Source organism: Aureivirga marina (genome assembly GCF_015767265.1).
Taxonomy (GTDB): Bacteria; Bacteroidota; Bacteroidia; order Flavobacteriales; family Flavobacteriaceae; genus Aureivirga; species Aureivirga marina.
This window is the reverse complement of the sequence record NZ_JADPIB010000001.1, coordinates 133,077-154,847: the sequence shown is the minus strand read 5'-3', so window position 1 is coordinate 154,847 and position 21,771 is coordinate 133,077. Positions and strand designations below refer to the sequence as shown.

General features: G+C 28.8%; 20 protein-coding genes. 7 read left to right on the top strand and 13 right to left on the bottom strand.

The features are described 5' to 3' along the window. Nucleotides 1-72 precede the first annotated feature (72 nt). On the top strand, nucleotides 73-936 hold the full coding sequence (locus tag I1A51_RS00745) for a YitT family protein (protein ID WP_196890467.1): 864 nt from the start codon (nucleotides 73-75) through the stop codon (nucleotides 934-936). Here the strand turns inward: I1A51_RS00745 and I1A51_RS00740 are convergent. The 12 genes from I1A51_RS00740 to I1A51_RS00685 form a co-directional block, all read right to left on the bottom strand. Next, entirely contained in the window at nucleotides 933-2,279 is a 1,347-nt protein-coding gene (locus I1A51_RS00740) for a porin family protein (RefSeq protein ID WP_196890466.1), read from the bottom strand. The two genes, I1A51_RS00745 and I1A51_RS00740, sit on opposite strands and share 4 nt — an antisense overlap. Nucleotides 2,280-2,663: 384 nt before the next feature. Next, a complete protein-coding gene (locus I1A51_RS00735; protein ID WP_196890465.1) occupies nucleotides 2,664-3,446 on the bottom strand; it encodes an ABC transporter permease in 783 nt (260 codons plus the stop codon). Next, the gene (locus I1A51_RS00730) at nucleotides 3,439-4,146 is read right to left on the bottom strand and encodes an ABC transporter ATP-binding protein (RefSeq protein ID WP_196890464.1); all 708 of its coding nucleotides are present in this window, start codon (nucleotides 4,144-4,146) and stop codon (nucleotides 3,439-3,441) included. The genes I1A51_RS00735 and I1A51_RS00730 overlap by 8 nt, the downstream gene beginning before the upstream one ends. Beyond that, nucleotides 4,143-5,402 carry a nitrous oxide reductase family maturation protein NosD gene (locus I1A51_RS00725; protein WP_196890463.1) on the bottom strand — a complete coding sequence of 420 codons (1,260 nt, stop codon included), beginning with the start codon at nucleotides 5,400-5,402 and terminating at the stop codon, nucleotides 4,143-4,145. Before I1A51_RS00725 ends, I1A51_RS00730 begins: the two co-directional genes overlap by 4 nt. 49 nt (nucleotides 5,403-5,451) lie before the next feature. Then, nucleotides 5,452-5,883 (bottom strand): nitrous oxide reductase accessory protein NosL, encoded by a 432-nt coding sequence (locus tag I1A51_RS00720; protein WP_196890462.1) that lies wholly within the window; start codon nucleotides 5,881-5,883, stop codon nucleotides 5,452-5,454. A gap of 111 nt (nucleotides 5,884-5,994) precedes the next feature. Continuing rightward, nucleotides 5,995-6,579 carry a hypothetical protein gene (locus I1A51_RS00715; protein ID WP_196890461.1) on the bottom strand — a complete coding sequence of 195 codons (585 nt, stop codon included), beginning with the start codon at nucleotides 6,577-6,579 and terminating at the stop codon, nucleotides 5,995-5,997. Between the two features lie 67 nt (nucleotides 6,580-6,646). Further along, entirely contained in the window at nucleotides 6,647-8,611 is a 1,965-nt protein-coding gene (gene nosZ / locus I1A51_RS00710) for a Sec-dependent nitrous-oxide reductase (RefSeq protein ID WP_196890460.1), read from the bottom strand. Between the two features lie 17 nt (nucleotides 8,612-8,628). Continuing rightward, nucleotides 8,629-9,117, bottom strand: coding sequence for a c-type cytochrome (locus tag I1A51_RS00705; protein WP_196890459.1), 489 nt, complete (start codon nucleotides 9,115-9,117; stop codon nucleotides 8,629-8,631). Between the two features lie 494 nt (nucleotides 9,118-9,611). Beyond that, on the bottom strand, nucleotides 9,612-11,603 hold the full coding sequence (locus I1A51_RS00700) for a TonB-dependent receptor (protein ID WP_196890458.1): 1,992 nt from the start codon (nucleotides 11,601-11,603) through the stop codon (nucleotides 9,612-9,614). Between the two features lie 110 nt (nucleotides 11,604-11,713). Beyond that, entirely contained in the window at nucleotides 11,714-12,571 is an 858-nt protein-coding gene (locus tag I1A51_RS00695) for a hypothetical protein (RefSeq protein ID WP_196890457.1), read from the bottom strand. Nucleotides 12,572-12,897: 326 nt separating this feature from the next. Continuing rightward, entirely contained in the window at nucleotides 12,898-13,299 is a 402-nt protein-coding gene (locus I1A51_RS00690; RefSeq protein ID WP_196890456.1) for a hypothetical protein, read from the bottom strand. A gap of 176 nt (nucleotides 13,300-13,475) precedes the next feature. After that, nucleotides 13,476-13,727, bottom strand: coding sequence for a type B 50S ribosomal protein L31 (locus tag I1A51_RS00685; protein ID WP_196885099.1), 252 nt, complete (start codon nucleotides 13,725-13,727; stop codon nucleotides 13,476-13,478). Between the two features lie 122 nt (nucleotides 13,728-13,849). Here I1A51_RS00685 and I1A51_RS00680 point away from each other — a divergent pair, with 122 nt between their 5' ends. The 5 genes from I1A51_RS00680 (at nucleotide 13,850) to I1A51_RS00660 (ending at nucleotide 19,637) form a co-directional block, all read left to right on the top strand. Next, entirely contained in the window at nucleotides 13,850-14,887 is a 1,038-nt protein-coding gene (locus tag I1A51_RS00680) for a glutaminyl-peptide cyclotransferase (protein ID WP_196890455.1), read from the top strand. A 104-nt stretch (nucleotides 14,888-14,991) separates the two neighbouring features. Then, nucleotides 14,992-16,524 (top strand): hypothetical protein, encoded by a 1,533-nt coding sequence (locus I1A51_RS00675; RefSeq protein ID WP_196890454.1) that lies wholly within the window; start codon nucleotides 14,992-14,994, stop codon nucleotides 16,522-16,524. 487 nt (nucleotides 16,525-17,011) lie between these two features. Then, nucleotides 17,012-17,755: a hypothetical protein gene (locus tag I1A51_RS00670; RefSeq protein ID WP_196890453.1), complete on the top strand. Its 744-nt coding sequence runs from the start codon at nucleotides 17,012-17,014 to the stop codon at nucleotides 17,753-17,755. A gap of 63 nt (nucleotides 17,756-17,818) precedes the next feature. Beyond that, a complete protein-coding gene (locus I1A51_RS00665; RefSeq protein ID WP_196890452.1) occupies nucleotides 17,819-18,874 on the top strand; it encodes a sensor histidine kinase in 1,056 nt (351 codons plus the stop codon). Then, nucleotides 18,867-19,637 (top strand): LytR/AlgR family response regulator transcription factor, encoded by a 771-nt coding sequence (locus I1A51_RS00660; protein ID WP_196890451.1) that lies wholly within the window; start codon nucleotides 18,867-18,869, stop codon nucleotides 19,635-19,637. Before I1A51_RS00665 ends, I1A51_RS00660 begins: the two co-directional genes overlap by 8 nt. Before the next feature lie 3 nt (nucleotides 19,638-19,640). On the opposite strand, the gene I1A51_RS00655 is transcribed toward I1A51_RS00660, so the two are convergent. Beyond that, nucleotides 19,641-20,900 carry a multidrug effflux MFS transporter gene (locus I1A51_RS00655; protein WP_196890450.1) on the bottom strand — a complete coding sequence of 420 codons (1,260 nt, stop codon included), beginning with the start codon at nucleotides 20,898-20,900 and terminating at the stop codon, nucleotides 19,641-19,643. A 199-nt stretch (nucleotides 20,901-21,099) separates the two neighbouring features. Between I1A51_RS00655 and I1A51_RS00650 the strand changes: the two genes are divergently transcribed. After that, the gene (locus tag I1A51_RS00650; protein ID WP_196890449.1) at nucleotides 21,100-21,762 is read left to right on the top strand and encodes a hypothetical protein; all 663 of its coding nucleotides are present in this window, start codon (nucleotides 21,100-21,102) and stop codon (nucleotides 21,760-21,762) included. Nucleotides 21,763-21,771: the final 9 nt, after the last annotated feature.

Sequence of the window (21,771 nt, the reverse complement as noted above, 5' to 3'; positions counted from 1 at the left end):
CTTTTTTTTAATAAGTAATTAATATTTAGAGAAATAGATTATTTGTAATTTTAAGTAAAACCAAAATGAAAAATGACTAAAATTAGATACAAATTAAAATGCTTTTTAACGGATGCAACTTTTATTATTCTAGGAATTCTTTCAGCTGGATTTGGTTTGGAAGGTTTTTTACTCCCCAATTCATTTATTGATGGTGGAGTTACTGGAATTTCTCTTTTATTAAAAGAAGTTACTGGAATTTCTGTTTCTTTGTATTTAGTTTTACTTAATATTCCCTTTATTGCTTTAGCATTTTTTCATGTGGAAAAAACATTTGCAATCAAAAGTATTATTGCAATTATCACACTTGCAATCGTTATTCATTTTGTTCATTATCCTGTTGTAACTTCTGATAAAGTTTTAATTGCTGCTTTTGGAGGATTTTTCCTAGGTTTAGGAATTGGGCTCTCCATTCGGGGTGGAGCTGTTTTAGATGGAACGGAGATTGTTGCTATTTATTTAAGTCGAAAATTAAATTTGAAAATAAGTGATTTTGTCCTGATTTTTAATGTAATTATTTTCGGATTTGGAGCTTATGTTCTTTCTATCGAGATAGCACTTTACGCGATACTTACATATCTTACAGCTTCAAAAACCATTGATTTTATTCTTGAAGGAATTGAAGAATATACTGGAATTACGATTATTTCTGAACAAAGTGAAGAAATTCGTTCGCATATTATCCATGAAATGAAACGTGCAGTTACTATATACAAAGGAGAGCGAGGTTATAGTCGCGAAAATAATGAAGTCGCAATTCTTTATACTGTAATTACACGATTAGAAGTTGCAAAGTTTCAAAGAGAAATAAACCAAATTGATCCAAATGCATTTATTGTAATGAATAGTGTAAAAGATACCAAAGGAGGAATGATTAAAAAGCGTCCTCACATTTAAATTTTAAATTGGTATTGTAATAAAACACTCCATTTTCTTTCATCTTCCACGCGTTGGTCATTTCTTTCTACAAAAATTGGTCTGTTTTGAAAGTTTAAAGTGAATTTTGAATTATGTTTATCCAAAAGCCAATTTAACCCAAAATCAAAATAAATCATTTTATTAGTCAAATATTCAAAATCCGAATACTGAAAATTTATATATGGTTGAAATTGTTGTTTTTCATTTGGATAATTTTTATTTGGAATTAAATAACCAAATTGTGTGAAAAGTGTATTACCAGTTCCAATTACAGGAAAAGCATTTCCACTTCCATTGAAAGTTACATTATCCAAACTAGAATTTACAGGATTATTTACAGCGACATTTCGAATATAATTTGGACCAAAATCATAATTAAAAAAAGCAAGATAAGTTGTGAAAACTGCATTTTTTCTTTTATTCACCATATGATCTAAAAAGAAATCTATTGCGAAAAGTTGCATGTCTGCATAAGTAATCTGATTTTGACTGTTGTAATACCAAAGTCCATCCGTTAAATGACTAAAACCAGCTCCTAAACTCATTACATTTTTTGCTCCAAAATAGGTTCCAGCACTTGTCGCTGTTTTATTACTTTCTTGAGCTAAAAATTCGTATTTAAAATATCCAGAAAATTTAAAATTAGATTTGGTATCTGTGAAATTTGCAATATTTCCAATAGGATTTGGTTCATTGTTAAATTCGTTATCTGAATAAAATCCTTTAGAAACCACAAGACGATAATCTAATTTTTTGATTTTTCCTTTAAAGAAAACATTAAGCTCACGATCAGAATCATCTAAAACACCATTCACAGGAACTGTTACAGAAATCGCATCACTAACAATCAAAGAACTTGTACTGCTAGAATTATAACGAGATAATCCATCCCAATTTGATTTTCCTGCTCCAACATTAAAATAATCCGAAAGTTCGTATGTAACGTTTAAATCTAGGATATTTAAATGTGCATCTTTTCGCAAGTTTTGATTGATATTATTTGTTCCAAAATTTAAGACAAAAAATAATTTATCTGTAGCTTGAAATTGCGCTCCCAAACGGAAACGACGAATCGAAACATCCCAAATTTCTTTTTTCTCCACATCATCTATCGCGCTACCTGGATTTAAATCAATATATCTTCCCCAAAATTGTGTGTACATGCTTAATTTAATCCATTGTTTATGATCTGCATCTAAATAAAATTCAAATGGATTTTTCTTTTTTTCTTGTTGTGAAAAAACAGGGAAGTTTGTAAAAATTAAAACAAAAATTATTAATATTCTTCTATGAAAATTACTTTTTCCAAAAACGTCATTCATCCTAATTTCATTAAAGTTATTTTAAAATACTCAAGTGAAAATCATTTCAAAAACTTGTTTAAAAAAGATTAAAAAAATCAACTTAAAACAAGGCTACAAAATTACCAAAAACTTGCTAAAAATGTATGCTTTCTAAGTATTAAATTTCTAGATATTACTGGGGGAATAAAAGAATTAGTAGATGTTTTTAATTTGTAATTAATTTATAAAAAAATGTTCTTTCTTTTTCATTTATAATGCTTATTTAACTTTTTATTTGCGCTTTTTTTTAATTCAAAATAAAAAAGAAAATAGTCTAAAACCGAAATTCTAGACTATTTTCAAACTAGCTTCTGAATCTATCAGAATTTGAAAAACATTTTAAAATAAATCAAACTATAATCCTTAAAAGTCTTTTTTCTTTGATTTAAAAACTATCCTTAAGATTGGCAGAATAACCCAAATAGATAACATTAAAAAAGAAATAATTACACCAAAGTTAGAACCAAAGAATTTTTTAAAAATAGCTCCAGTATAACCAAGAAGTGCGGAAATATCTAATTTTAGTAAAATTAGAATTCTAGACAAATCGATAGGGTTAAGCATAGACATTCCTAAGGATAGCTTGTCAAGCGGATAATCCTGAAAAATGATTAAGGAAATCAAAAAGATACCATCATATATCACAGCCAAGAAAAGCCATAATAAAATCGCATAACCAAATCCTTTGATTTTATTTTCATTGGAAAGCGCAATATTAAACGCCAAAGCTGTGAATATGAAGGTTAAAAATACTCCCGTAATGAGTAATAAGGTAAAATTCCAAATGATTGCTGAGGTAAAAAGTCCATAAAGCACAAAAGGAATTCCAAGACCTAATACTAAACTTAAAGCAAGAGAAAGTGCTACGCCTAAATATTGTCCTACAAAAATAGATGTTCGTTTAAGTGGTTGTGCTAATAGTAGTTCTGTAAATTCTTTTGAATTGTAAAAATACATAACACCGAAAATAGTTCCGATAAGTGGCACAAGCATGATGATTACATTCATCAATGTGATGATTGCTTTTGATAAATCGTTATTCAAAAACAATAAAACAAAACCTAACAACAGATAAAATGCGAAATAAACATAACTCCATCTGCTTCGTATCAGGTCAAAAAAACTATATTTTAATATCTTAAGCATGATTATCTGTTAAAATGGTTGCTATTGCGTGTTCAAAATCTTTTTGTTGTGTTTTTTCTTTCAAGGCTTGAATTGTTCCTTTGAAATAAATAACACCTTCTAAAAGGAAAACAATCTCGTCCGAAACATCTTCAACAAAACTCATGATATGACTTGTAATCATGATTGTTTTTCCTTTATTTTTTTCTTTATTGATTAGTTCTTTTAAATGTAACAGTGCAATCGGATCTAATCCAGTTGTTGGTTCATCTAGAATAATTAATGGACTATCAAACATAAAAGTCAAAACTAAGTTCACTTTCTGTTTTGTTCCTCCAGATAAATTTCCAAGTTTTTTATTTAGAAAAGGTTCTAACTTAAAAAGAGCAATTAATTCTTTTTCGTCTGCACTATCTTTTCTCAAATCTTTTATCATTCGAATTAATTCTTTTACTTTTAAATTGCTTGGAAAATTGGCAATTTGTGGTAAATAATTAATCTGATTTCGATATGCAGCGTTGTTTTTAATATTTTGTTCAAAAACTTCAATTGTTCCTTTATTTGGAATTACCATTCCTAAAATGGATTTAATCAAAGTTGTTTTTCCAGAACCATTTGGTCCAAGAACAGCGAAAATCCCGCCTTTTGGAATAGAAAGTTCTACACCTTGTAAAACCCTATTTTTTGCGAATTTCTTGTGTAAATCTCTAACTTCTATCATGGCATTTTTCGAATTAAAGGGTTTTTATCCACTAAATTATCTGGTGTAAAAATTGGTGAAACTTTTTCTGAGAAATCAATTAAATCAATAAACAAACTTCTCAATAAAACAATTGTTTCTGGAGTTTCATTTACGATATAAGAAAACAATTTCACTGGACGATAAGGAACATCTCCAATTCCATCTTTATTTAAATCGTAACCAGTATAATTACTCCAATAATTTTTATCGAAAACATTATCATTTACTTTACTATTATAGGCAACATCGAATGAATTATATAAGAAATTATTTTTCGTAAATGTGTTTGTATAACACGCACCACGAACTTTAATCGCCCAACCATTTCGGATGAAATTATTCTTTTCATATAAAACTCTATTGGATCCTTCGATATTGATTCCGATGGTATTTTCTTCAAAAGTATTTCCTGAAATTTCTGCATCATTGATTTCTTTTAATAACAAACCATAAGAAGCAGAACCCCAATTTTCTCGAAAAGAATTGTTCAACATTTTAATTCTCTTTGAAAACATTACAGCAACACCAGCTCCATTTTTTTCAAAAATATTGTCTTCATAACTATCATCATTTGAAAACATAAAATGCAATCCATAGCGGACATTAAAAGTACTTACATTGTTTTTAATTGTGCAGAAATCGGAGAATTCTAAATATATTCCATCACGAACATGTTCCACAAAATTGTGTTCGATTTCTACATTTTTACAATACCATAATTGGATTCCATTTCCTGAATTATATTCCTCTTTTGCATCTCCAATTATTTTATTGTGATATACTCTACCATCTTTAGATTTTTCTAAATAAATTCCGAAAAATAATTTCTCTAATACCAAGTTTTGAATCAAGAAATTTTTACTTCTTCGAACTCGAACAGCTGCATAATCTTCTGTATAACTTGTTCCAACATTAATTATAAAAAGTCCATCAACAGTAACATTATCAGAAATAATTGTGATTATTTCACCATTTAAATCACCGTCAATTACTGGATAATTTTCTCCGATAATTGTCAGCGGTTTATCAATAATAATATTGTATTCGTGGTATGTTCCTTTTTTAACTAAAATAGTGTCGTTAGCTTCCGAAAATTGAACAGCTTCTTTGATACTTTTATTCTCACAAGTCTCACAAACAATAATTGTTTTTGCAAAACTTGAAAACTGATTTAGAAAAAATAATCCAATAAAAAGTATGGTTAGTTTTCTAAAAGCATTTCGTTTATATTTCATCTTTATTCGTATTAATTCATTAAACAATGCTTTATTTCAGAAAACTTGGTTATTTGATTTTTTCAATTAATTCATTCCAAGTATAAATTTGTCCACCCTTTGCTTTTTGCGTTTTTTCAGCTTCTTCTTTCTTTTCAAAAGCAGAAAGGTTGTATCCCATTGGGCTAGGAATTTTTTCACTGATTAAATAAGTTGCAGTTTTTGCATCAACTAAATGATCTTTTTCAGGATAATTTGAAACTAGTAAAAGTCCGATTTCATTTGTTTCAACATTTCCAGCATTTATATAATTTACCAAACATTCGATTGCATCAAATTTGAATGCTTTTCCTTTGTTTGTAACAAGCTCAGAAGCGTGTTGTTTGTCTACAATTGTCATCTTACAAAAATGACAAGCATCACTTCCATATTCAATTGGTTGTTGCTTCACTTCACAAGAAATGAGTAACAACATCATAAAACTTATAACTAATATTCGCATCACTTTTCTCTTTTAATTCTTTTTAATTTTTAATGAAAAACTGTTTAATGTTTTAATTTCAAGGGTGAATTGAGCTTTGAAACCTTAAACGAGTTTTACATAATCAAATCGTTATTTTTGTTGTTTTTTTCCTACAAAAAAGGAAATAAAGGATAATGCCATTCCGATTGCTAAGAAAATTGCTCCTAATTGTGGATAAGAATGTGCTTTGAAATTTAGAATATCTTTAGAACCGAAAAGGGGAGGTTGAAATCCCATTACAGAACCATCTTTATTCGTAAATTTCATGATTGCATTTGGATCTAAATTATGTCCATAATCATGTTCCCATAAATAGAAATCATACATTCCTGCAATTGCTAAAAGTAGCATCAAAATAAACCAAGCTAAGAAAAGCTTGTGTTTTCCTATAAAACCTACAGCAATTCCTAAAACAGACATTACTGCAATAACGATTGGAAAAATTGTAAACTCTGGAATAGATTCTGGGATGTATTGCATTCCAACATAATGATTCATCAAATTGATGTTTTTAATATCATGAGGATGAACGTCCGCAAAATCGTTGATGTATATATCCATTGCCAATGGAATAGGATATTGTGGAGCTTCTAAAGTAATTCTCCATAGAGGAAAAACAAATAATCCTAAAATAGAGATTGCTCCTAGAATCATCATTAGTTTTGAGATTTTCATAATAACATCATTTTAAAGAAAACAGGTAGTGATTTACCACCTGTTTCCAGAGTTTTGAGATTTATTTTTATTCTCCTAGAGACCAACTTAAATCAATGTTGGAATCTTTTGGAGATACCCTAACGTATCCTGACATTTCTTGGTGAAGAGCCGAACAGAAATCTGTACAATAGAATGGCCAAACTCCAACTTGTTTTGGTTCCCACAAGAATGTTTCTGTTTGTCCTGGCATAATTAGTAATTCTGAAGTATTTGCTCCAATCATACTAATTCCGTGAGGAACATCATAATCTTGTTCTAAGTTCGTTACGTGGAAATATACTTTATCACCAACTTTTACACCTTCAATATTATCTGGTGCGAAGTGACTACGAATCATTGTCATGTAAATATGAACCTCATTTCCATCTCTTACAACTTTCGCTTCAGATTCTGATTTTGTTGCATATTTATGTTTATTCTCTTCTAGAGGGAAATATTTTTTAGATCTAGGTTTCACTAAATCAGCTGGAATACCTGCTGCATAATGTGGCTCTCCAATAGTTGGGAAATCTAGAAGTAATTCCATTTTTTCTCCAGTAATATCATAAAGCTGTGCAGATTGTGTAACTTCTGGCCCTGTTGGTAAATATCTATCTTTTGTAATTTTATTCATTGCAATTGCATATTTACCAAATGGTTTTCTTGAATTTCCTCCAGGAATCATTATATGTCCAACAGAATAATAAGTTGGTTTTCTATCAATAACTTCCCAAGTTCCAAGTTTCCATTTAACAACTTCTGAAGAAATAAAGAATGTTGTATATGCATTTCCTTTTCCATCAAATTCTGTATGTAAAGGTCCTAATCCTGGTTGTTCAACAACTCCTCCTAAAACATCTTCGAATTTTAAAATTGGAATTCCATAAGCTTCTCCTGCAAAATTTCCACTTTCAATAGCTTTCATCATATTTGTGAAAGAGTGAACAGTTAAGTTTGCAGACAATTTACCATTACCAATAATATATTCACCACTTGGATCTACATCCACTCCGTGAGGAGATTTTGGCGTTGGTAAGAAATAAACTAATCCTGGACATTCTGCTGGATCTAAAATTCTAACTTCTTTTTTCATTGTAGAAGTTGCAGTGTGCGTATGTTCATCATAAACATTGTGTGCATAATTAGCTGGAACTGTTTTAAATTTTCCTGCTTTGATATATTCTTCTGCTTTTTTCCAGTTTACAGCAGCAATAAAATCTTTATCATTTTGAGATGCATTTACCTCTAATAAACTATTTGCTTCCTCTGTATTATAAGTAGTAAAGAAGAACCATCCATGTGAATTTCCACGTCCTGGATGCGCTAAATCATAATTAAATCCAGGCATCATAATTTGGAAACTTAAATCCATTCCTCCATCTTCTTGATCTAATTTGATAAAAGATAAAGCTCCTTTGAAATTTCCTTTATAATCTTTAATTGACATATCTCTTTGTGGAAAAGGAACAGAGAATCGAGTTCCTGCTACAACATATTCAGAGTTTTCTGTTACAAAAGAAGAACTGTGATTACCTGCACTATTTGGAACTTCTAAAATTTCTGTCGTTTCAAAAGTTGATAAATCAATTTTCGCAATACGAGGTGTATTGTTTGCATTGATATATACAAATCGTCCATCAACTTCTCCATTTGTTTGTGAAATATCAGGGTGATGCGCATCATCCCAAGGAACAAATCCATGAGAAGTATTTAACATAGGTTTTGTTTCTTCATTGTATCCCCATGCTTTTTCAGGGTCTTGCGAGAATACAGGAATTACCTTAAATAATCTTCCTGAAGGTAAACCATAAACAGAAAGTTGTCCACTAAACCCTCCTGAAACAAAAGCATAAAACTCATCATGTTCTCCTGGTGCTACATAAACTTTTTCTGCAGCTGAAGATTTTAAAGCTCCTCCACTTTTTTTAGGAGTAGTCTCCGAATTATTACAACTCGTCAACATAACGAGACTTGCAATAAGTACACCGATTAAACCATTTATTTTCTTCATAATATTTACTTTATATTCTATTGTTGTACAGTTCTAAAGTATTCTACAACAGCTCTTGCATCTTCTTTTGTTAAATTTTGATTTGCCATTGGAGCGCCGTTGAAGTCTAATAATAATTGTTTCGCAACTGGGTCTTCTTTGATCATTTTTTCTGGATTTAAAATCATGTTCATTACCCATTCTGGCGAACGTCTTTTTAGAACATTTTGTAAATCAGGTCCGATAAACTTTTTACCCATTTTATGACACGCAGAACATTTAGAAGTGAAAATTTCTTTTCCTTTTTCTGCTAATTTCTCATCAACAGGACCTAATTCTACGGATTTAATTTCTCCAACACCTTTATAATGTAGATTGACACCTTCTTCTGAAGTATTAATTTTAACAGGTTTTTCTGTTTTAACAGGTTTAGATTCTACAGGTGCTTTTTTTTCCTCTTTTGAGCCACAGCTAATAATTAGTACTAACATGCTCAAAAACATTGTGATTTTAATTACACTTTTCATCTTAATTGGTTTGAAGTTTTCAATGATCAATTCATTGTGAATAAATAAAAATGTGAATACTCATCTGGTTGAGTATTAAGAACAGTACAAAGTTAGAGTGGTTAGATTCCTTATTTCATGATATAAATCATAAAATGAAAAATAAAAGACCTTTTTATCTTAAAATAAAGAAATTAAAGGTTTTTTAGCTGATTTTAAGAGTGTTAAATTATTAAAAAAATATTCTGAAGAATAAGAATTTTCGTTAAAATTGATTAACATTCTTTTTAAGAATTTTAATAAAAAATTAGAGTTTTAATTTCTTTTAAAAGAATAAAATAGAGTATAAGTGAATAATTTAATTAGCTTTTTACTTTTTAATAAAAAAAGTGAATTAAATAAAAACTTAATTAGAGATAGGTTTAAATTTTCATTTTTTAGATGAAAAACAAATTAAAAAAGTATGCTGTAAAATTAATTAATACAACACACTTTTTTAAGCAAAGAAAAATTTGTTAGAATTTATAAGAAAGATTCATAAAAAAGCTTCTTCCTTTTCTAGGAATCGAATTCCAATCTGCAAAAGTTGTATATTCTTTATCAAAAAGATTTTCAATTCCTGCTTTTAAATAGATATTTTTTTCTTGGATTTTAAAATCATAAGAAGCATTTAAATCGAAAATCACAAATCCAGCTGTAGGAGATTCTCCATAAGCTTCATTATAACGAACTTGCTCTGTATTAGCTTTTGTTAAAAATTCTAAACCAAGCTTTTTATATTGATAAGAAAATTTACTTTTAAAACTAATGGGACTGATTAATGGAAGTGCTTTTCCATCATTATCAGCACCATAAGAATAAATTATATTTCCTTCCCAATTTAAATTTTGAATTAGAGAAATTGTTGTGAAAATACTTGCATTAAACAAATTTGCATATTCTAAAGAAGCATAGCGTTTCACACCATTTGCTCCCAAAGTCATTGGTGTTAATTCAGAATCAACCAAACCAATAATATAATTATAAATATGAAAAGCAGAAGTTTCAAAACCTAATGAAAATTTGTTTTTCTGATAAACAGTTTTAAAATTTAATTCCACAGATTTCTCTTTTTTCAAATCAGGATTTCCGATATAATCAAAATTATCATAACTATTAAATAAGAAAAAACCATAACCTTCACTCGTATTTGCAGCTCTTTCTCCATAAGCAGCTCCAAAATTCCATGTAAAATTATCTCTATTTAAAGTATAATTTACTCCAGAACTAAATAGGATTTGATTTCTGTTTTTTTCAATATCTGGATAAAATATTTCCAAGCTTTTAAAACCTAATTCATCTTTAATTTCGTTTGTATGATGAGCGATTCTAGCTGTAAATTGTATCGAGTTTTGTTTGTCAATTTGAAAAATATCTTCTCCATAAATCCCTTTATCAAACGTTCGTAAATCTGGCCAAGTTATCATAAACATTGGAAGCTGACCTTCCACATACATTGTCATTTCTGCTTTTGCTTGATTGTAAAAAGAATTTGCATTTAACAGCCAATTGTGTCTTCCTTTTTTTCCTATTAACTTAAAATAAGCTCCATATGTTTTAGACCAACCAGGCATATCCATTCGAACAGGTAAATCTGGACGTTGCGAATCATCCATTATATGCGTGATTGTATTATAATAAGCTTTTGCTTCCCAAGAAAGAATTCCTTCTTCGCGATCGAATTTATGAGTGTAATTCAACGCAGAAATTATCGCTTTTGCTAAAGAAACATCCATTGGAAGTGCTGGATATCCTACATCATTTGCTTCATCATAAATAAAAGTAGCATCTAAAACTCCATTTTCTGAAGTTTGAATTCCCGAATTGATTGCGATATTGTATTTTGTAAATTGAGAATAAAGAATTTCTTTATGTCCACCAGCATCATAATTATCATAATTACGATACATTCCATTTGCTTTAAAATAGAATTTATCTCCAAAATAATCTATTTCTGCTCCTGTAGTTTTTCCATTTCCATTTGTTTCATAACCTAAATCAACAGCGCCTCCCCAACCAGTATCTATAAATTTTCCTTTCTTTAATTGCATATTGATTCCTCCACCAATTGCATTTGAAAATTCGGTTCCTTTTTGACCAGAATGGATTTGAAGTTCGTTTAAATTGGAAATATCAACATAAGAAGTAATTGGATCCATTTTATCCGTACAAGCTCCGAAAATTTGCATACCATCAATAGTTACAGAAAGTCGATCACTTGTCATATTGTTCAATGTCGGCTCCCAAGCATAATTTCCACGTTTTATCATAGAAACTTTTCTTGATTTCTCTAAATATTCATCTAAAGAAGCCAACGGTTTTTCATATCTCTGATGGTTGAATTTACGTTTTCCAATCACAATGACATCTTCTAATTCTACAATAGAATCTTTTGGAGTTTCTTGATTTTGAGAAAAACTTGTGTAGAAACAACCAAGCAAAAGAAATATGTTTACTATTGCTTTCATGATTTCTGAATTTTTTCAGATTTAATTTTTATAGTAAAAGCCCTCAATTTCCCATCTAAAACTGGGATTTTCAGATGGAAAATAAGGCAAGGGCAGCGTTTATTTAAATATTAAAATTCAATTTCTAACATTACAGAGCTTTCAGGATTATCATTTGTAATTTCATTTCCTGCAACTAATGTATTATCAGCATCAGAAATGGTGAAATTCAATGTCCAGTAACCAGTCATTGTTAAAGAAACTTTTCCTTTATATAAATTTGAAGTTGTATCAAAAGTTGGATTTTCATTATTTGGTGAAGAATGATTTCCCATTGCAGGCATTCTTGGGTCAAAAGTGATTGCATGATCTGTAATTACATCAAATTGCATCATGTTTGTCATTTTATGCAAACTTAATGTCAAATCATTAATTCCGATTTCTGGTTTTGCTGGAATTAAACCTAAAACATATCTTATACCGTTACTTCCCATAAAAACCGCTACATTTTTCTTTTCAGCTGCTTTTACATTAATTTCTTTCGAAGCTTCATAAGTTTGATTAGCAATTGTATATTCAAAATTTAAAGTCCAACCTGTTCCATTTTCTCCTGTCATTTGGAAAATTGCATAAGCAGTATAAAGAGCTTTTGAATTTGCAATTTTTGTAATAGAAGAAGTAGGGCAAGAATGCTGCATAGAAGGCATTTGCATCACAGGATTCCAAGAAAAATTTACATCAGAAATATAGTTTTCTGTAGAACTTTCTTTAATTCTAAAAGTAAATTCTGTGTATCCTTGATGTATTTTTCCGTCTTCTGTATAAACTTCAATTTCGTGTGTATCGTTTGTGATTGTAGTAGCTAACATTAAATTTTCTACAGAATCATCTGTGTTTGGTGGAATTGCAGTTGTATCATCATCATCATTAGAACAAGCGATGAAAAAAATACTGAATAAGATTGGAATTATATATTTTAACGTTTTCATGATTTAGTTTCTTTAAGTTGAAATTTTAGATAAAGAAATTGGTTTGAAACTAACTATAACTATTTTTGAACAAGGCAAACCAATTCCATAAAGTCAAAAAACATCCTTGTCAATAGATTCTGACCTTCTTTTAATTTTATTATAAATGAATTTGAGAAAAGTGAATTTTTCTTTCACTATAGAAATCTAAAAATATTTACCAATCAATCTTATTTATTGCTTTATTTTAAACTCAATAAAGGTTTATGAAGGTTTGAATTTTGAATATAAAGTATCTTATGAGTGTTTAAAACAAACATATAAATTCAAAATTGAGAAAGTAAATATTAAACTAAAGAAACTTTTGGAGGTGGAAGATCTATTTGAAGTAAACAATTTTTCCAAGAAGTATTTTTTGAGAAAATAGTTTTGGAAGTATTTATAACAATAGAATGAAAAGTAATTTCGATTTCTTCTGGAAGTTGCATTCGAAGAATAGAAAAACTTTCGTTTTTTTCTTGTTCAGGATTTTGTAAATCTTGTTGTTGAAAACTATCGTTTAATGTTTTTACAAGATGACATTTACCATTACAACCTTGCTGATTATCTTTTTGAACACAAAGATTTTTAGCGATATATTCTTGATTAAGATAGAACGAACTAAGAATAATAGCGCTTTGTATCGAATAGAATAAAATACTAAACGATATAAGAATAGAAAAGACGCTATGTAATCTATTAGTTTTCACGTTGTAAAGTTACGACTTGATCACAGCTACTTTTATGATTTATATCATAAAAGCAATCACATCTCAAAAATATTGAATTATTTTGAGAAAATGATAATTTTAATGAGTTTTAAATAAGAAAAACAAAAAAGCCTCCAAAATTGAAGGCTTTCTGTAATAAGTTATCAAAGTTTAAATTATTTTTTAAACTTAGCATATTTAGATTTGAATTTATCAATACGTCCTGCAGTATCAATAAGTTTAGTTTTTCCAGTGTAGAATGGGTGAGAAGTTCTCGAGATATCTAATTTCATCAAAGGATATTCAACTCCATCAATCTCGATAGTTTCCTTTGTGTTAGCAACAGAACGAGTTAAAAATACGTCTCCGTTTGACATATCTTTAAATGCAATCATTCTATAGTTTTCTGGATGTATACCTTTTTTCATCTGAACTCGTTTTTAAGTGTATATTTATTTTTCAGACTGCAAATTTAATCATATTTTTGAAACTGCAAACAAATAAAAAGAAATTTATTTACTAAAATCAAAAGATTAACACACAATTAATTATGTCAATTAGATCTCTGATTACTGTAGGGATGACAGCAATGTTATTCGCTTCATGTACAAAGGAATACCAATTTAAATTAACTTCTCCGAAGAAAATTCAAACAGATAAAAAACTAACTTTAAGTCTAAAAGAACAAAATAATCAAGAGGTTGATTCTGTACAATTTAGTATTGATGGGAAAAAACTTCCAGCGACAAAAGGAGCAGATATTACAGTTGATATTAATGATTATAGATTAGGAAAACATGCAGTTTCAGCTACAGTTTATTATCAAGATAAAACAAAAAAACTAGTTAACACTGTTTATTTTCTTGCGAAAAATCCATTTATAGTAATGGATTTCGAAATTGTAAATACATATCCTCACGATCCGACAGCATATACACAAGGTTTAGAATATAGAGATGGATTTTTATATGAAGGAACTGGACAATATGGTGAATCATCTGTAAGAAAAGTAGAAATTGAAACAGGAAAAGTTTTAGAAAAGTATGATTTACCAAAAGAATATTTTGGTGAAGGAATTACATTCTTAAATGATAAATTATTTCAATTAACTTGGAAAAAAGGAATTGGATTTATCAGAAATCCTGAGACTTTTGAAGAAGAAAGAACTTTCAAATATGGAAAAAGTAGAGAAGGTTGGGGATTAACAAATGATGGAAAGAGATTAATCAAATCAGATGGAACAGAAAAGATTTGGTTCTTAAATGGTGAAAATCAGAAAGAGGAAGGATATATCGAAGCTTATACTAATACGAGAAAAGTAGAAAAGATTAATGAGTTAGAATATATCAATGGAAAAATCTACGCAAATGTTTGGCAGCAAAACTCTATTTTAATCATTGATGAAAAAACTGGAGCAATTGAAGCTGTAGCAAATATGACTAAATTAGCTGAACAAATGACAGGAATTAAAGATAAGCAAGATGATGTTTTAAACGGAATTGCTTATGATAAAGAAAATGATCGTTTGTTTGTAACAGGAAAGCGTTGGAATAAGCTTTTTGAAATTAAATTAAAGAGAAGAAAATAATTTGCAAGAAAAATCACATTTTTAACGTAGAATGTGATTTTCTTTCTTCATTTTCACAATAAAAAATAGCTTACAAAGTTAATAGCTATGAAACACTAATTCATATGAAACAAATCACCGTTTTTATTGCCATTATTTCTATCTTATTTTTTGCTTCATGTAGAAAAGATTTTGAAACTGTTCAAAATACAGGACGATTAGGTTTTTCTAAGGATACTGTGTATTTAGATACTGTATTTACAAACATTGGTTCGAGTACTTACAATTTGAAAGTTTATAACCATAGTTCTGAAGATATTTATATTCCTTCAATTCGACTTGGAAGAGGAAATAATTCGAATTATAGAATTAATGTGGATGGAATTCCAGGAAAAAGCTTTGAAAATATCGAGATTCTAGCAAAAGATAGTATGTATGTTTTTATTGAAACTACCATTGATTATAATGCGGTTTCAAATCCAATTTATACGGATTCTTTAATTTTTGATAGTGGTTCAATTTTACAAGATGTAAAACTTGTAACACTTGTTCAAGATGCACATTTTTTATATCCTTCAAAAAGTGCTGATGGAATGATTGAAACGATTCCTGTTGGAACGGATGCAAATGGTGATCCAATAAAAGTACAAGGTTTTTATTTAGATCAGAATTCTACTTGGACAAATGAAAAACCTTATGTTGTTTATGGTTATGCAGCAATTCCAGAAGAAGGAACATTAACTGTAGAAGAAGGAACAAAAGTTCATTTTCATGCGAATTCTGGATTGATTGCTTCTAAAAAGGCTTCACTAAAAATGGAAGGAACTTTAGAAAATCCGATTTTAGTAGAAGGGGATAGATTAGAACCTGCTTTAAGTGAAGTTGCTGGACAATGGGGCGCAATTTGGTTGCGTGCTGGAAGTAAAAATCATTCTATTAATCATACAACAATTAAAAACGGAACAATTGGAATCTTGATGGATTCTATTGGAAGTAATACACAACCTACTTTAACTTTAAGAAATACACAAATTTATAATAATTCAAACTATGGAATCTTGGCAAGAGAAGCGAATATTTATGGTGAGAATGTTGTAATAAATAATAGTGGAAATGCTTCTTTAGCAGCTACAATTGGTGGAACATATAACTTTAAACAATCTACTTTTGCGAATTTCTGGAGAAATGGTTTACGTCAGTTTCCAGCAGTTTTAATCAATAATTATTTTACAATTGTTGAAAATGGAGTAGAAACTAGAATTCCAAGAGATTTATATGAAGCGAATTTTTCGAATTGTATTATTTCTGGAAGTAGTAATATTGAATTAATTGTAGATAGAGTAGATGGAGCTCTTTTTGAGTATAATTTTAAGAATAATCTGATTCAATTTAATGATGTTGGAGGAAATTATGCAGAAATTCCTGAATATAATTTCGATGATATCACACATTATCAGAACAATATTTTTAATGAAAATCCAGTTTTTAAAGATCCATATTCAAATCAAATGGTAATTGGACAAGATTCTCCTGCTGTAAATACTGCGGATGAACAAACTGCTTTGACAGTTCCATTAGATATTTTAGGAGTTGATAGAACAGTAAATCCTGATATGGGTGCTTACCAACATCAGGTTTTTGACGATACACAAGAATAATTATTAGTTTTTCCAATAAGAACAGGCTTGGCAATTTTATTTTGTCAAGCCTGTTTTTTATTATCTCCAATTCTTTCTTAATAAAGTTTATAAAATATTTGTTGGTCACGAGTTGCAAACTCGCGCCAGTAAATCTTCATTTGCATAAAACAAATCTGCATTCGTGTAAAACAGGTCTGCATTCGTGTAAAACAGGTCTGCATTTGCGTAAAACAGGTCTGCATTCGTGTAAAACAGGTCTGCATTTGTATAAAACAAGTCTACATTCGTGTAAAACAGGTCTACATTTGTGTAAAACAGGTTTACAGTTGCATAAAACAAGTCTGCATTTGTGTAAAACAAGTCTGTATTTGCATAAAATGTTTCAATCCTTTTTTTCCTTACTTCATTTGAATTCTTCCTTAGTTCACCAAAAAGACATTTTACAAAACGAAGTTCTCCTATACTTTTGATTTCAGAAATAACAAACTAAACAATATTATATATTATGAAAAATCAAAAAAGAGAACTAGTATTTTTAAGAACTTTTGCTGTAGCAGTTGCCGTTGGATTGTTCACTTTCGTATCAGTTGCATTTAAAAATGGAAATCCTTTTAACCAAAAATTCGGAACAATAGATGTAGAAAGAATTAATGTGGTTGAAAAAGATGGAACAGTGAAAATGGTGATTACAAATATGGAGCATTTTCCAGTAGATGGTGATACAATTAATGGAAGAAATAATCACGATCGAAAGAAGCGAGCAGGAATGTTATTTTTTAATGAAGACGGAATAGAGTGTGGTGGATTTATTTATGATGGAGCAAAAAATGAAAAAGGACATTCTGCTGGGCTTTCGTTGACTTATGATCAATATGATGGAGATCAGGTGATGCAATTACTTTCTACGGATGTAAAAGAGGATGGAAAAAGAAAAAGATATAATTCTTTAGTATTTAATGATAGAAATGATAATGAATCTCAAGAAATGATGGAGAAATTAAATGCAGAATTAGCAGCAATTAAAGATCCAAAGTTAAGACGTAAAAGATGGAAAGAATTAAGAAAAGAAGGATATTTTACAGGAATTAGAAGAGTAGCATTAGGTCAATTTTATGGAGAACAAAATGGTTTATTCTTATTTGATAAAAAAGGAAAACCAAGAGCAAAATTCTGTATAGATCGTAATAATGAAGTGAAATTAATCGCTTTCGATGAAAAAGGAAATGTAGTTGGTTCTTGGCCTAAATAATCATTAATTTTAGCAATTGTAATACAGTTCTAAAGTATTACAATTGCTTAATTTTACTTTCTTATGAAAATGGTTTTAGCATATTTTAAAAAACATAGATATTTTTTTCTTTTCCTTTTTATTTTTGGATGGATTATCAATTTTAATAACATTTTAAAATCTTCAAGAGAAAATTTAAATGAGATTTCTTTTCATCCTGATGCGCCTTTTTGGATATTTTTTGAAGGGATTATTATTTTTATTTTTATCAGTGTAATCAAAAAAAAGATTGAGAAAAAATCAACAGAATATTTTCCTTCTTTGAGAAAGTATCTTTATTATTTTGGAATTGGTTTTATTGGTTATATGCTGTATTACAATCTTTCTTCGGTTTTGGTTTCTTTTATTTTTAATACGTTTGATAGAAATTTTAATTCTTGGAATAGAATAGTTTTTTTGAATTTATATCGCGTAGTTGATTTCATGATTTTCGGCGGATTTTCTTTGGCTTATCTATATTTTATGGATTCTAAAAATTATAGAAAATTGATGAATGAATATCAGATAAGCGATGCAAAAAGCAAGATTCAACAATTGCAAAATCAATTAAATCCACATTTTTTATTTAATAATCTGAATATTTTAGATCAGTTAATTGAGGAAGATCAAGAAAAAGCATCTACATTTTTAAGTCAGTTTTCGGAAGTGTATCGTTTTTCTTTAATTAATTCTAATAAAGAGTTGATTTCATTACAAGAAGAATTGTCTTTTACAAAGAATTATTTTAAGCTGATGGAAGAAAAATATCAAGATTATTACAAATTGGAAATTGATGTTTCTATTGAAAATCTTTCGACAATTGTTCCGCCTTTTTGTTTACAAATTCTTGTAGAAAATGCAATTATCCATAATTTAGGAACTACTGAAAATCCTGTGATTATTCGTGTTTTTTGGGAAGATGGGATTAAAATTCAGAATAATAAAATTGCTTTAAAACGAAAAAAGAAAACAAATGGTGTTGCATTAAAGAATTTACAAGAACAGTTTTTATTATTATTTAAAGAATCAATTGAAATAGAAGAAACAGAAGCTATTTTTTATGTTAAATTGCCAGTGCTAAAAACAAATGAATATGTTTAAAATTGCAATAATTGAAGATGAAGCTCCAGCGAGAAAAAAGCTGAAAAATTATATAGAAAAATTAGGAATCGATTATAAAATTATCGCGGAAATTGAAACTGTGGATGCAACTTTAGATTTTTTAAAAACAAATCCAGAAGTTGATGTAATTTTTTCAGATATCGAATTACGAGATGGAAATGTTTTTGATGTATATAGTTCTTTGACGATTAAAATTCCGATTATTTTTTCAACAGCTTATAATAATTTTTGGATGCATGCTTTTGAAACAAATGGAATAGAATATTTATTAAAACCATTTACTTTTGAGCGTTTTGAGAAAGCATGGAATAAATTTGAGAATTTAAAAGAGAATTTACAACAGAACCAACAAGCTATTTTTAAAGAGTTAGATGCTTATTTTCAGGAAAGAAATAAACCAGTGTTTAAAGAGTTTATTTCTGTAAAATCGAATACTGGAATTTATTTTTTAAAGACAGAAGAAATCGTGTATTTTCAAGCAGATTATGGCGTTGTATTCGCATTTGATATGCAAGGAAAAAAGCATTTATTAAATCAAAATTCTCTTACTTCCATTCAAGAAATATTAAATCCAGAATTGTTTTTTAAGATAAATAGAAGCGAATTGATAAACAGAAATTTTGTGGAACGAATTAATCGTTATACGAAAAATACTGTTTCGATAAGTTTAAAAAATCAGAAAGAAGTTTTAAAAACAAGTCAAACAACAACAGCAGCTTTTAATAATTGGATGGGAATTTAAAAGTTAATTTTTCTTTTTAGTAAGGAAAATGAAAAGAAAATTGAATGCATTACGGAGTGTTCCTTTTTCTTTTTCAATTAAAAATAAAAATATGCCAAAAGCAAAAATGACTAAAGACGAGATGAGGATGCAGATTTTTAGAATAGAGTCGAATTGTACTTTTGCGATTCCATAAGTCAAAATACTTGAAATAACCATAATTCCACCACCTAAAATCGAAGAAGTAATTCCACGATGACTATTTGTTTTATCATCATTACTTAAAGCATTTATTGCTTCTGCATTACAAATTGGACTAATAAAACCACAAGAAATACCATAAAACATCATTGCTCCAAGAACAATATAGAAATTGTAAATATCGAATAAATAAAAAATAAAAGTTGTAGCTCCACTCATTAAAGCAATCAAGAATCCGAGTTTAAGAATAGCATCAGAATCTAAGAAATCGATTAGCTTTTTTGAATATAAAGTACCGAAAGTATTTGCAACACCAATTGCAATTAATAGATAGCTATAATTACTTGCAGAAAATTTGAATTGTTTGATAAAGATATAAGGTGAGATTGCATAAAAAGTGATTAATCCACTAAGAATAATACTATAAGGAAGAAAATATCCCATGAATTTTTTGTGGCTAAATATTTTAGAAATAATGATAAATAGTTTTTTCAGATTTAGTGTTTTATTTGGTTTTTCATGTGTTTCTTTCAGTTGAAAAATAGAGCTGTATAAAAGGATTCCACCAATAATTGTAAGAAATATGTAAACAGTTTGCCAGGAAGTTAATGCTAGAATTTCGCCACCGATAATTGGAGAAAATGCAGGTCCAAGTGCGATAACAGCAATTGTATTAGAGATGGTTTTTGGAAGTTTTTTATTTTTAAAAGTATCCGCTAAAATGGCTCTAGAGAAAACTGCGGCAAATCCGGCTCCAAATCCTTCAAGAAATCTTGAAACGGTAAAAAACGCAATAGTTTCCGAAAAAGAAGTCAAAAGACTACCTAAAACAGAAATGGAAACAGCAGTGATGATTATTTTTTTTCTTCCATATTTTTCAGATAAAGCTCCCCAAACGATTTGTGAAAAACCAAAACCAAAAAGTAAAACTGTGATAGAGAATTTTACAAACTCCTCCGAAGTTCCGAAATAGTTTTTTAAAGATGGATATGCAGGAAGTCCAATATTTATGATTAAATAACCATATAAAGCAATAGCGATTGCATATAAATTTAAATATTTATAAGAATTCTTTTTTTGCATTTTAAAATATGGGTCTCTTTTAAAGTTACGTTTTAAAAAGAAACTATATCGTTAAAGGATTGTTTAAACTGTTAATTGAATGCTGTTCTTTCTATAAAAAGATTACGATAAATAATTATAGAATGAAGTTGATTTTCATCATTTTGAAATAAATCTTAAAATTTTATCTTTGAGAGAAACCAAGAATTTAACAAAAACTATGGATAAAGAATTTAGATCGTTTAAGAAATTTCAAACTGTAAATCAAGCGAAAGAAGTAGAAGAATTATTAAAAGAAAATCATATTGAATCGATTGTCACAGACGATACGCCACCTGTAGATATTACTTTTTCGGGAAGTACTTTACAATATTCTGCGGAGATAAAAATCAAGGAAGAAGATTTCAAAAGAGCTGAGGTGATTTTAAAAGAGCATGCTGAGAATGATTTGGATAAAATTAGTAAGGATTATTATTTGTTTCAATTTACGGACGAAGAACTTTATGATGTTTTATTGAAATATGATGAATGGAATGAATTTGATTATTTATTGGCGCAAAAAATATTAAAAGATAGAGGGAGAAAGGTAGATTTAAAATTGATTGATGGTTTAAAAAGACAACGTATGTTGGATTTAGGAAAGCCAGAAAAAAGTGATAAATCATGGATTGCTGTTGGGTATATTTTATCACTTGTTGGTGGGATTTTCGGATTGATAATTGGGTATTCTTTGATGAATTCTAAGAAAACACTACCAAATGGGCAACGAGTTTATGCATATTCAAAAGAAGATCGAAATCATGGAGTGAAAATTTTCTATTTAGGAATTATTATGTTGTTTTTGATTGTGATGAGCCAGATTTATTGGATGAATAGTTTGTAAAATTGTGAT